Here is a 12,464-nt window from a genome sequence, read left to right on the forward strand (position 1 = left end):
CCATCTCAAAATAAAATCGGCGACGAACGAGCTTCAAGTAGGGGAGTGAGAAAGTCGTGTAGGTGGTTTCCTACACGACTTTCGCGAAGGCAGCGTGGCTACGCGCCGGTCGCTAGTGGTCCCGTAGCGCGGAGAACGCCTGATAGACGACCCGAGGGTCATGCTGCCCCTTGTAGACATCCGGCGCGGCCCGCTCGAGTCCGAGCAGCGCGTAAACGGCATTCTGGGCCGAGCGCACCGAGTATTCGACCGTGAACACGACGTCGTCGGGCAACTCGCAGAACTGCCCGATGAAGGCGAGGTTGCGCCACCCTTCGGGCGCCACGGCAGGCCGGTCGCCGCGGCGGCGCGGCAGGAACTGGCTGGTAATGAACGGCATCATGCACGGAATGCAGTTGGCGTGCGCGAGGATCCGGTGCGCCGGTTCCTCCACCTTCAAATGACCGAGCAGCTCGGTGAGGATTTCACGGCCGGTACAGGCGGACATCGGTTTGTCGACGAAGTCTCCAGCCTGGTCGACACGCAAGCCATAGCCCCACAACACCTGGACGTCCGCCGGCTGACCGATGAAATGCGGCTGATGCGGCAACACGATCGACATGAGCCAGCTTGACCCGGGAAACGTGATCAAGCCGCCTTCGCCGGGCACATTGCCGGTGAGGTCGCGAATCAGCCGGAACAGCGTCGGGTCTCGCAGTGTCACGGTGAACGAGAGCCACTTCGACGCGTCGACATGATCGGCGAAGACCGACGGCTGGCCGAATTCGGGCCGGCCTGCCGCGATGTTTTTCCACAGGCTCCAGGCGCCCGTGGCGTCGACCGTATCCAGCGGCGCGGGACGGTCCATTCCGCCCAAGGTAGACGCGGCTGTCATCGAGCCGAGCGTGACGATCACCTTGTCGGCGGGGCGGACCGGCACCTCGAAGCGTCGCTGCGCGCTCTCGCAAACGATGCCGCTCACGCGCTTCAGTGCGCCGGTTTCGTCGAACCGGAGATCCACGACGCGGGTGTCCGGCCGGAACAGGACGCCGTGCTCGTTTAGCCAGCGGCGTAGCGGCCGGACCATCGAGTCGTACTGGTTGTAGACCGTGCGCATGATGCCGCGCAACTGGTTGAAGCCCGCTGACATATGGGCGAAACGCAGCAGATACCGGCGGAATTCGACGGCGCTATGCCATGGCTGGAACGCGAACGTCGTGCACCACATCAGCCAGAAATTGGTCTCGAAGAAAGACGCGTCGAAGTGATCGGCGATCCGGCTGTCGCCGAGCATGAATTCCGCTTCGATCGACAGACGGCCCAGCGTCATCAAATGCCGGTCGGCGAGTCCGTAAGCGGGTGCGTCTTCGCGTTTGCCGTCTCTCACGAGCCGCGACCTCGACGAGGTCTGGATGGTCTCGTTCCAGTCGAAGATTTCCTGCGTCACGCTCTTGCTGTCGTCCAGCGTCGGAATCGACGAGAAGAGGTCATAGGTGCACAGATATTTGCTCTCGAGCATGCGGCCGCCGCGTACGACGTAGCCGCTCTCCGCGCTGCCCGCGCCGTCCAGGCTGCCGCCGGGTTTGTCGAGCGCTTCGAGAATGACGATGTCGCAGCCGCGCACATGTCCGTCACGGATCAGGAAGGCGGCTGCCGCCATCGAGGCGATGCCGCCGCCGACGAGATAGAACCTGCCGTCCTCTGCGGCGTTGCTGCCGAGGTCCGTGCGCCGCGCTTGTGCGTGAATTGGGTCGGAGTTTTGCACGTTGCTTTCCTTTTCATGTGCGCCGCAATCGGACTGCGAGCGGACCGCCCTGACATATGGGGCGGGCGTTGGCCCAACATACGCGTGGCGGCGGCATTTCGATTGAGTTGGATCAAGCAACGATGGCGGAAACAGCCGCGCGTTTCGGCTAGCCGTTGGTGGAGTCGCCGTGGTCGAGCGGACGGGGCGGCTTCGGTGCATGTGGTCGTTTTGTGATCCATATCAAGCGTGTCTGAAGCGTCGCGCATACGATGGCATGGCACGACCGGCAGCAATGGAGCGACTGCACCGCGTTCCGGATAAATCCCGTCCCATTGACGTCTGCAAACAAAACCATGATGAAAGAAGAACGCTCCGAGACGCCGCGCTATCGGCCAACCATTTATGCTGCGCCGTTTCGCAAGGACGGCGACGGCGCTGAAGTGGAACTGCTGTCGAAGTCCGAACAGGATGCGCTTCTCGCCGTGTCGCAGCTCGTCAGTGTCCGGCGCCACACCGTGCTCTATCCGGAAGGTGGCGAGGCGCGCTTCGTGTACAACATTGTGAGCGGCGTGGCGGAGACCTATCAGCTTCTCGCGAACGGCGACAAGCGGATCACAGCGTTCCTGTTCCCGCGCGATCTGGTGGGTCTCAGCGAAAACGGTGCTTACGTTGCCACCGCACAGTCGTTGACGCCGGTTACGGCGTTCAGGATTCCGGTCGATGCCCTCGCGGCTATTCTCGAACGCGACCCTGGGCTGGATATCGGCCTGCTCTGCAAGCTGTGCCACGAACTGCGGCGCTCGCAGCATCACGCGGTCAACGTCACGAGGAACGATGCGGCAGCGCGTCTTGCCAGTTTTTTACTATGGATTGAACACGCCTACGTGCCGTTTGGGCGAAGCGCAGGAGAACTGACGTTGCCGATGGCCCGGCACGATATCGCCGACTACGTGGGTTTGTCGGTCGAATCGGTCAGCCGCGCGCTGCAGATGCTCGAAGCGCAGGGCATGATTCGCCGGAAGGGACCGCGCCTGATCGCTGTGCTTGACGCCGCAAAGCTGCACAAGCTCGCCGGCCAGGCGTAGCGGCGCACGCGCGTCGCCGATCGCCGCGACAGGATGGAACCGGACCCGATGTGCGTGTCCGGCGCGTTACGCCGATGGCTGGGCGTCGAGTGGAATGCTGATCGCAATGCGAAAGCCGCCGCCGGGTGTCGTGTCGATCGACAGCGTGCCGTTCAGGCGACGCACGCGCTCGCCCATTCCAAGCAAGCCGAACGACGTTTGCTTCGACAATGCGGCCTGTGCCGCGCCGTGACCGTTATCGGCGATGTGCAACACACAGGTCTCGCCGTGTCTGCCGAACTCGATGGTCACCTTGTCCGCTCGCGCATGGCGGGCCACGTTGGTCAACGCTTCCTGGACCACATGGAAGAGGGCTGCTTCGGCGGCCTCGCTCAATGTAATGTGGGCTGTCCGAATGCTGGCTTCGACATCGATGGCATAGCGTTGCGCAAAATCGTCGATAAGCCATTCGAGTGCGGAAGCAAAGCCCAACGTCTCCAGAGCGATAGGCCGCAGTCCGGTTGCGATCCGCCGCAGTGACGCCACGCTCACGTCGATCAAATGGCTCATGTCTTCGATGTGAGATGGAATGCGCGCGGAGCTTGTCCGGCCGCCGCGGAGATCGCTTGCCAGTTCGGCGAGCACCATCTTGAGCGCGGTGAGCTGTTGCCCGAGATCGTCGTGAAGCTCATGCGCGATACGGGCCTGCTCTTCTTCACGCGCGACCTGGATATTCGCTGTCAACCGGTTGATATTCTCGAGCTCGGCGAGGCGCCTGCGCTCGGTCAGATCCTGAGTGACCTTGGCGAAACCGCGCAGCGCGCCCGCTTCATCGCGGATCGCGGTAATGACGACATTGGCCCAGAACGTCGAGCCGTCCTTGCGGCGCCGCCAGCCCTCGTTTTCGGCCCGGCCTTTGGCTGCTGCAAACGTGAGTGTGGTCTCGGGCTCGCTCGCAGCGAGGTCTGCAGACGTGTGAAAGATGGAGATATGCTGGCCGATGATTTCCTCGGCCTCATAGCCTTTCATCTTTTGTGCGCCGGCATTCCAGGTCACGACGCGTCCCGATGGATCGAGCATGAAGATCGCGTAGTCATTGACCGCATCGACGAGTAAGCGGAAGCTTTCATCAGTCGGCAAACGTTCAGGCGGCGTCATGGAGCGTGCACGGTGATGGCCTCGTCCTTCGTTTTCTTCTCGGGATCAGAAGCGGGATGGGTGTGGATGCGAATGGATCGCTTCAAACGGCCGTTGCTTCGGCGCAATTATCGTTTGCTTCAACTTGAAGCCACATTGATTCGAATCAAAATCGACCCCTTGCCAGAAAGGGCTATTTCATCTTGCCGCTCCAGAGAGAGCTGGATACGGCGGCATCCATACCTCGGGTATTGCGCCGACAGGACGCACATCGCCGCAAGCACTGGTGCGTCCCACACCGCGAGCTTTTGCGTCAAATCCTCGGGATAGAACATCCCGCGCCACGGGGCATACGTCCAGCCACCGATCCTCACGCTGATTTGCGCTTCCGTGCGCGTTGCCATCTGCGGTTGTCCTCGTTGCGGTGGTGCATGGGCTAACGCAACCTCTATAGGGCTGCCCTTGCGCTCGCCAGCATGCTGGGCGTCATCCACAGCACATCGAGGTTTATCTCAAAAATAGATAGTTGTTATCCGTCATATCGCGTTGCGAGATAGGGGCGTTCGTCGGCACACTGCCTGAACAAATCAAGCGCCGCATACAGGAGACACTCATGCGCACTCAAGTCGGCATCATCGGCGCCGGGCCAGCGGGCCTGCTGCTTTCCCATCTACTTCATCTGCGCGGCATCGACTCGGTCGTGCTGGAATCGCGCACGCGTGAACAGATCGAATCCACCATCCGGGCCGGCGTGCTGGAACAAGGCACGATGGATCTGCTCAGCGAGGCGGGGGTCGGCGCCCGCATGAAGGCGGAGGGCGCGCTGCATCATGGCTTCGAGCTGGCGTTCGAGGGCAAGCGCCGACGCATCGATCTCACCGGGCTGACGGGCCATTCGATCACGGTGTACGCGCAACACGAAGTCATCAAGGATCTGGTCGCCGCGCGCATGGAGGCGGGCGCTCAACTGCTGTTCAGCGTCTCCGATACTTCGATTCATGGCATCGATACGGCTACCCCTTCAATCCGTTTTATCCACGGCGGCGAAGCGCGCGAACTGCAGTGCGACTTCGTGATCGGCTGCGATGGTTCGCAAGGCGTGTCGCGCGCGTCGATTCCCGCTGCGTTGCGCAAGGATTACGAGCGTGTCTACCCGTTTGGTTGGTTCGGCATTCTTTGCGAAGGGCCGCCGTCTTCCGACGAATTGATCTACGCCCGCCACGAACGCGGCTTTGCGCTCGTCAGCACGCGCTCAGCGAACGTGCAGCGGATGTATTTCCAGTGCGACCCGAAGGAATCCGTCGCGAACTGGTCCGACGATCGCATCTGGGCCGAACTGCATGCACGGGTCGATTCCGCGGATGGGCAGAAAGTCGTGGACGGCAAGATCTTTCAGAAGAACATTGTCGGCATGCGCAGTTTTGTCTCGACCACGATGCAGCACGGCCGGCTCTTTCTGGCCGGCGACGCGGCCCACATCGTGCCGCCGACCGGCGCCAAGGGCCTGAACCTGGCGGTGGCCGACGTGCGCGTGCTGACCGCCGCGCTTCAGGCGTTCTACGCGGAGAACCGCACCGACCTGCTCGACAGCTACAGCGCGACGGCGCTCAAGCGCATCTGGCGCGCCGAGCATTTCTCCTACTGGATGACGCGCATGATGCACCGGCTCGACGATGCCTCGCCGTTCGAACAGCAGCTTCAGGTGGCGGAACTCGAGCACGTCACCACCTCGCGGGCGGCGGCGACGGCGATGGCGGAGAACTATGTGGGCGTGGCCGCGGTTTGAGGCGCGCGTTGCGCCGCCTCGGCCTGTTCCAGGCGGCGATGCGCTTCGGCCACCTCATGCCTGAACTGCACCAGCGCAGCGAGAGCGGTGTCGGGCGGCTGCAGCGCCGCCCACAGCACCTCGATCAGGCTATCGGCGGTGGCTTCGATATCGATGTGGCGATTGGCGAGCGTTGCATCCCACAGCACATGCTCCATCGGCCCGAACACCATGGAGCGCAACAGCCGTAGCGGCACGTCCGCGCGAATCTGGCCGGTTTCCCGCCCGTGCGCGAGAACGCGCATCAGCGGCGCCGTGTAGCGCCGCTGCAAATCCGTCAACGCTTCGCCGAGTTCGTGATGCCGCGCGCGTCCCTCGGACAGCACCAGCGCGCACAGATCCGTGCCGTTCACCAGCATCAGACGCAAGTGCATCCTGACGATAAAGGCGAATTGCTGGCGCACGCTGCCGTCGCGCGGCAAGCCGGTTTCGATCGCCTCGATGATTTCGTCATACCAGTCGCCGATCACCCGCGCACACAGTTCGCGCTTGCCGCGGAAATAGCTGAACACCGTCGCCTCGGAAATGCCGAGGCGCTGCGCAATCTCAGCGGTGGTGGCCCGCTCGTAGCCCTTTTCCGAGAACACGTCACGCCCGGCCTGAAGGATTTCCTTCACGCGCTGTTGCGACTTGCGTCCCGCCGGCTGGCGGCGCGAAGCGGGGGCTTCGGCCTTGCTTGGGGCACTGGATGTGGCCGTCATATGAGTAAAGGTCAGATTTGTTTTCCGGTTGAGACTGGATAGGGCGAGTTTAGCATGATGGAATAAGGCGTAAAGCCGCTCCATGCGTTTCTGAGTATCACTCAAAATACCTATTGACGTATACGGAAATCTAGCGTGAAATTCGCCTTGTGCGGCCGCGCCCGCAAGCACCGCTTACCGCCTACAAGGCCGACGAATTCCTGGAGACACTGCAATGAGTAACCTGCCCGGTTTGCAATTCCCGCTTGGTGAAGAGATCGAAATGCTGCGCGACAGCCTCGCAGGGTTTGCGGCAAAGGAAATCGCGCCGCGCGCCGCCGAGATCGACCGCACCGACCAGTTTCCGATGGACCTGTGGAAGAAGTTTGGCGACCTGGGCGTGCTGGGCATGACGGTCTCGGAGGAATACGGCGGCGCCAATATGGGCTACACGGCGCATATGATCGCGATGGAGGAGATTTCGCGGGCGTCGGCTTCGGTCGGCCTCTCATACGGCGCGCATTCGAACCTGTGCGTGAACCAGATTCACCGTAACGGCACCGAGGCGCAAAAGCAGAAGTATTTGCCGAAGCTGGTGTCGGGAGAACACGTGGGCGCGCTCGCCATGAGCGAGCCGAACGCCGGCTCGGACGTCGTCAGCATGAAGCTGCGCGCGGACCGGAAGGGCGACCGCTACGTGCTGAACGGCACCAAGATGTGGATCACCAATGGCCCGGATTGCGACACGCTGGTGGTCTACGCGAAAACCGATCTCGAAGCCGGTCCGCGCGGCATTACCGCATTCATCGTCGAAAAGGGCATGAAGGGCTTTTCCGTGGCGCAGAAGCTCGACAAGCTCGGCATGCGCGGCTCGCATACGGGCGAACTGGTGTTCGAAAACGTCGAAGTGCCGGAAGAAAACATCCTCGGCCAGTTGAACGGCGGCGTGAAGGTGCTGATGAGCGGCCTCGACTACGAGCGCGCGGTGCTGGCCGGCGGCCCGACCGGCATCATGGTCGCGGTGATGGACTCGGTGGTCCCCTATATCCACGACCGCAAGCAGTTCGGCCAGTCGATCGGCGAGTTCCAGCTCATTCAAGGCAAGGTGGCCGACCTCTACACCACGCTGCAGGCTTGCCGCGCGTATCTGTATGCGGTTGGCCGTCAGCTCGACACGCTGGGCTCCGAGCACGTGCGCCAGATGCGCAAGGACTGCGCGGGCGTGATTCTCTATACCGCGGAAAAGGCCACGTGGATGGCCGGCGAAGCGATTCAGATTCTCGGCGGCAACGGTTATATCAACGAATATCCGGTGGGCCGCCTGTGGCGCGATGCAAAGCTTTATGAAATCGGCGCAGGCACCAGCGAAATCCGCCGCATGCTGATTGGCCGCGAACTGTTTGCGGAAACGGCCTGATCGACTCGTGCCATTCGAGCCGCCTGGTGCTGCCAGGCGGTGCATAGAACAGCGGCGCACTGGAGAGCCACGCAATGCCGATCATCGAAACAAAGCTGAATCCGCGCTCGGACGATTTCCGCAATAACGCGGCTGCGCTCGAGGCACTGGTTGCCGACCTGCACGCCAAAGTCGAGAAGCTCGCCCTAGGCGGCGGCCAGGCCGCGCGCGACAAGCATGTGAGTCGCGGCAAGCTGCTGCCGCGCGAGCGGATCGCCCAGCTGCTCGATCCGGGCACACCGTTCCTGGAACTGTCGCAACTGGCGGCGTTCGGCATGTATCACGACGACGCGCCGGGTGCCGGCGTGATCACCGGGATTGGCCGCATCGCCGGGCAGGAGTGCGTGATTGTCTGCAACGACGCTACCGTGAAGGGCGGCACCTACTATCCGGTCACCGTGAAGAAGCACGTGCGCGCCCAGGAGATTGCTGCCGAGAACCATCTGCCGTGCGTGTACCTGGTCGATTCGGGCGGCGCGAACCTGCCGAATCAGGATGACGTGTTCCCCGATCGCGACCACTTCGGGCGCATCTTCTACAACCAGGCGAACCTGTCCGCAGCCGGCATTCCGCAGATCGCGGTGGTCATGGGCTCGTGCACGGCGGGCGGCGCCTATGTGCCGGCGATGAGCGACGAGTCGATCATCGTGAAGAACCAGGGGACGATTTTTCTCGGTGGGCCGCCGCTCGTGAAGGCCGCAACCGGCGAAGTCGTGAGCGCGGAAGACCTCGGTGGCGGCGACGTGCATACGCGCCTGTCGGGCGTGGTCGATCATCTGGCGCAAAACGATGCGCATGCGCTCGGCATTGCGCGCAGCATCGTCGGCAACCTGAACCGCGTGAAGCAGACGCCGGTCGCGCTGCAGGAACCGAAGCCGCCGCGCTACGAGCCGAAGAGCATCTACGGTGTGATTCCGGTCGATACGCGCAAGCCGTTCGATATCCGCGAGGTGATCGCGCGCATCGTCGACGATTCCGCCTTCGACGAATTCAAGGCCCGCTACGGCACCACGCTGGTCACCGGTTTCGCGCATATCTGGGGTCATCCGGTCGGCATCATCGCCAACAACGGCATTCTGTTTTCCGAGTCGGCCCTGAAGGGCGCGCACTTTATCGAACTGTGCTGCCAGCGCAAGATTCCGCTGGTGTTCCTGCAGAACATTACCGGCTTTATGGTGGGCCGAAAGTACGAAAACGAAGGCATCGCCCGTAACGGCGCCAAGATGGTGACCGCGGTGGCCACGGCCAAGGTGCCGAAATTCACGGTCATTATCGGCGGCTCGTTCGGCGCGGGTAACTACGGCATGTGCGGCCGCGCCTATTCACCGCGCTTCCTGTGGATGTGGCCGAACGCGCGCATCTCGGTGATGGGCGGCGAGCAGGCTGCGTCGGTGCTGGCTACGGTCAAGCGCGACGGTATCGAAGCCAAGGGCGGCACGTGGAGCGCCGAGCAGGAAGAAGCATTCAAGCAGCCGATTCGCGACCAATACGAGCACCAGGGGCATCCGTATTATGCGAGTGCGCGTCTGTGGGACGACGGTGTGATCGATCCGGCGCAGACTCGCGATGTGCTCGGCCTGGGGCTGTCCGCCGCGATGAACGCACCGATCGAAGACACACGTTTCGGCGTGTTCAGAATGTAACGCGGCAGGCGTGAAGCGAAGGAGCCGATCGATATGCAATACGAAACTTTGAGCCTGACGGTGGCCGGCCAGGTGGCGACGGTTACGCTGAACCGACCGGACGTGCGCAACGCGTTCAACGAAACGATGATTGCCGAAGTGACCGCGGCGTTCGAGGCGCTGAACGGGCGCGACGACGTGCGTGCGGTCGTGCTGGCGGCGAACGGCAAGGCGTTTTGCGCGGGCGCGGACCTGAACTGGATGAAGAAGATGGCCGGTTACTCCGACGAGGAGAACCGTGCCGACGCGCTGCGCCTCGCTGCGATGTTGTCGGCGATCTACCGCTGCAACAAGCCGGTGATTGCGCGCGTCAATGGCGACGCCTACGCCGGCGGCATGGGCCTGATCTGCGCCTGCGACATCGTGGTCGCGCTGGATACGGCGCGCTTCTGTCTCTCCGAGGCGCGCCTCGGCCTGATTCCCGCGACGATTGCGCCCTACGTGATTCGTGCGCTCGGCGAGCAGGCTTCGCGCCGCTATTTCACGACCGCCGAACTGTTCGACTGCGCCACGGCGCTGCGCCTTGGCCTCGTCAGCGAAGCGGTGAGCGAAGACAAGCTGGATGCGACCGTGCAGCAACTGGTTGAAACGCTCTGTGCCAACGGCCCGCATGCCGTGCGCGCATGCAAGCAGCTCGTGCAGGATATCGCGGGGCGCGAACTGGACGAGGCGCTGATTACCGACACGGCCGCGCGTATCGCGCACGTGCGCGCGAGCGCGGAAGGCCGCGAAGGCGTGGCGTCGTTCCTCGAAAAGCGTACGCCCGCCTGGCGCAACTGACGCCGCCGGTCATGACCAGCCGCAGAACAACAGTCCTCCACCGGACACTCCAGCGAGACACCTCATGTTCAACAAGATTCTGATCGCCAACCGCGGCGAGATTGCCTGCCGGGTCGCGGCAACCTGCAAGCGGCTCGGCATTGCGAGCGTGGCGGTCTATTCCGACGCGGACGCTAACGCCAAGCACGTCGCGGCATGCGATGAAGCGGTGCATATCGGCGGCTCGACGGCGGCCGAGAGCTATCTGCGCTACGAACGCATCATTGCGGCGGCGCAGGCCACCGGCGCGCAGGCGGTGCATCCGGGCTACGGCTTCCTGTCGGAGAACGAAGATTTCGCGCAGGCCTGCGAAGCGGCGGGCATCGTCTTTATCGGACCGCCGGTCGAAGCGATTGCGGCGATGGGCTCGAAAGCGGCCGCCAAGGCGCTGATGCACGCCGCAGCCGTACCCCTCGTGCCTGGCTATCACGGCGACGCTCAGGACGGGCAGCTATTGCAACGCGAAGCGGATGCGATGGGCTATCCGGTGTTGCTGAAGGCGAGTGCGGGCGGTGGCGGCAAGGGCATGCGCGTGGTCGAGCGCAGCGAAGACTTCGCCGCGGCGCTGGCTTCTTGCAAGCGCGAAGCGGCGAGCAGCTTCGGCAACGACCGTGTGCTGATCGAAAAGTATCTGAGCCGGCCGCGCCACGTCGAGGTGCAGGTGTTTGCGGACCAGCATGGCGGCGCGGTGTATCTGTACGACCGCGATTGCTCGGTCCAGCGCCGCCATCAGAAGGTGCTGGAAGAAGCGCCCGCGCCGGGGCTGTCCGCCGAGTTGCGTCGTGAGATGGGCGAGGCGGCAGTAGCTGCGGCGCGCGCGGTGAATTACGTCGGCGCGGGCACGGTCGAGTTCATCATGACCGGCGCCAGCGACTTCTACTTCATGGAGATGAACACGCGCTTGCAGGTCGAGCATCCGGTCACCGAAATGGTGACGGGGCTCGATCTGGTGGAATGGCAGTTGCGCGTGGCTTGCGGCGAGCCGTTGCCGCTCACGCAGGCACAACTGAAACTCGAAGGGCATGCGATCGAGGCGCGTATCTATGCCGAACATCCGGCGCGCGGCTTCCTGCCGTCGACGGGCACGCTCAAGCATCTGCGCATGCCGCAAGGCGTCGAGTTCACGGTCGGTGCGGCCGGGGTGCCGGGTTTGCGCGCTGCGGTACGCATCGATAGCGGCGTGCGCGAAGGCGATACGATTACGCCGTTCTACGATCCGATGATCGCCAAGCTGATCGTTCACGGCGCGACGCGCGCCGAAGCGCTGGCGCGGATGAGCCGTGCCTTGCGCGCCTGCGAGGTGGTCGGCCCGCATACCAACGTCGAATTCCTGCAGCGCATCGTGACGAGCGAGCCGTTTTCGAGCGGCGATCTCGATACCGGGTTGATCGAGCGGCATCACGCTGCGTTGTTTGCGCCAATGCAGAAGCCGTTCCGCGAAGCGCTGGCGCTGGCCTGTGCGGCCTTGCTCACGCGCGAAGGCGGCACGGCGCATGGCGCGTCGCCGTGGGATGCGTTGTCGCATTGGCGGCTCAACGGCGGCTATACGCAAACGCTCACGTGGCGCAACCTCGAAGACGAATCCGCGTTTGCGGCCATCTTCGCTCGCGATGGCGCAGCGCAGACGCTGGAATTCGGTGGCCAGCGCGATGGCTTTAGCTGGTGGCGCGGCGCCGGTGCGCATGAATTCGGCGCGACGCTCGGCGATTCGCACGTGACGGGACGGGTGTTTGTCGACGGCGACGTGTTTCATGTGTTCTGCCTGGGCGCTGCGCTGGCCTTCGAATGGCAAAACCTGCTTGCCCATGCCGCGGATGCGGAGCATGGCGAAGGGCGCCTCACCGCGCCGATGCCCGGCAAGGTGATCGCCGTGCTGGTGGAGCCGGGAACCGTGGTCGAGAAAGGCACGCCCTTGATCGTCATGGAAGCCATGAAGATGGAGCACACCATCGGCGCACCGGCGGCCGGCACGGTGTCGGAAGTGCTCTATGCGGTGGGCGATCAGGTGACCGACGGCGCACAACTGTTGGTGCTCGACGTCGGTTGAGTGAGCAAAGCTGTGTCGGTTTGCTTCA

At 63.3% G+C, this 12,464-nt stretch carries 10 protein-coding genes; 6 read left to right on the forward strand and 4 right to left on the reverse strand.

The features are described 5' to 3' along the window. Window positions 1–112: 112 nt before the first annotated feature. The gene (locus AC1ECK_RS01725) at window positions 113–1,744 is read right to left on the reverse strand and encodes an oleate hydratase (RefSeq protein WP_480315218.1); all 1,632 of its coding nucleotides are present in this window, start codon (window positions 1,742–1,744) and stop codon (window positions 113–115) included. 335 nt (window positions 1,745–2,079) lie between these two features. Between AC1ECK_RS01725 and AC1ECK_RS01730 the strand changes: the two genes are divergently transcribed. Continuing rightward, a complete protein-coding gene (locus tag AC1ECK_RS01730; protein ID WP_480315220.1) occupies window positions 2,080–2,811 on the forward strand; it encodes a Crp/Fnr family transcriptional regulator in 732 nt (243 codons plus the stop codon). Window positions 2,812–2,877: 66 nt separating this feature from the next. On the opposite strand, the gene AC1ECK_RS01735 is transcribed toward AC1ECK_RS01730, so the two are convergent. Both AC1ECK_RS01735 and AC1ECK_RS01740 read right to left on the reverse strand, forming a co-directional pair. Beyond that, window positions 2,878–3,948, reverse strand: coding sequence for a PAS domain-containing sensor histidine kinase (locus AC1ECK_RS01735; protein WP_480315222.1), 1,071 nt, complete (start codon window positions 3,946–3,948; stop codon window positions 2,878–2,880). 119 nt (window positions 3,949–4,067) lie between these two features. Continuing rightward, entirely contained in the window at window positions 4,068–4,331 is a 264-nt protein-coding gene (locus AC1ECK_RS01740) for a hypothetical protein (RefSeq protein WP_480315578.1), read from the reverse strand. A gap of 209 nt (window positions 4,332–4,540) precedes the next feature. Here AC1ECK_RS01740 and AC1ECK_RS01745 point away from each other — a divergent pair, with 209 nt between their 5' ends. Continuing rightward, the gene (locus AC1ECK_RS01745; RefSeq protein WP_480315224.1) at window positions 4,541–5,713 is read left to right on the forward strand and encodes a 4-hydroxybenzoate 3-monooxygenase; all 1,173 of its coding nucleotides are present in this window, start codon (window positions 4,541–4,543) and stop codon (window positions 5,711–5,713) included. On the opposite strand, the gene AC1ECK_RS01750 is transcribed toward AC1ECK_RS01745, so the two are convergent. After that, entirely contained in the window at window positions 5,689–6,453 is a 765-nt protein-coding gene (locus tag AC1ECK_RS01750; protein ID WP_480315226.1) for a TetR/AcrR family transcriptional regulator, read from the reverse strand. The two genes, AC1ECK_RS01745 and AC1ECK_RS01750, sit on opposite strands and share 25 nt — an antisense overlap. Window positions 6,454–6,667: 214 nt before the next feature. On the opposite strand from AC1ECK_RS01750, the gene AC1ECK_RS01755 reads away from it, so the two are divergent. The 4 genes from AC1ECK_RS01755 (at window position 6,668) to AC1ECK_RS01770 (ending at window position 12,436) form a co-directional block, all read left to right on the forward strand. Next, entirely contained in the window at window positions 6,668–7,849 is a 1,182-nt protein-coding gene (locus AC1ECK_RS01755; protein WP_480315228.1) for an isovaleryl-CoA dehydrogenase, read from the forward strand. 74 nt (window positions 7,850–7,923) lie between these two features. Then, window positions 7,924–9,531 carry a carboxyl transferase domain-containing protein gene (locus AC1ECK_RS01760; protein ID WP_480315230.1) on the forward strand — a complete coding sequence of 536 codons (1,608 nt, stop codon included), beginning with the start codon at window positions 7,924–7,926 and terminating at the stop codon, window positions 9,529–9,531. Window positions 9,532–9,564: 33 nt separating this feature from the next. Then, entirely contained in the window at window positions 9,565–10,350 is a 786-nt protein-coding gene (locus AC1ECK_RS01765; protein WP_480315232.1) for an enoyl-CoA hydratase/isomerase family protein, read from the forward strand. 64 nt (window positions 10,351–10,414) lie between these two features. Continuing rightward, complete coding sequence (locus AC1ECK_RS01770) at window positions 10,415–12,436, forward strand: acetyl/propionyl/methylcrotonyl-CoA carboxylase subunit alpha (protein WP_480315234.1); 2,022 nt, start codon at window positions 10,415–10,417, stop codon at window positions 12,434–12,436. The last annotated feature ends 28 nt before the right edge of the window (window positions 12,437–12,464 follow it).

The sequence above is a fragment of the Paraburkholderia sp. SSBN10T genome (assembly GCF_056619545.1).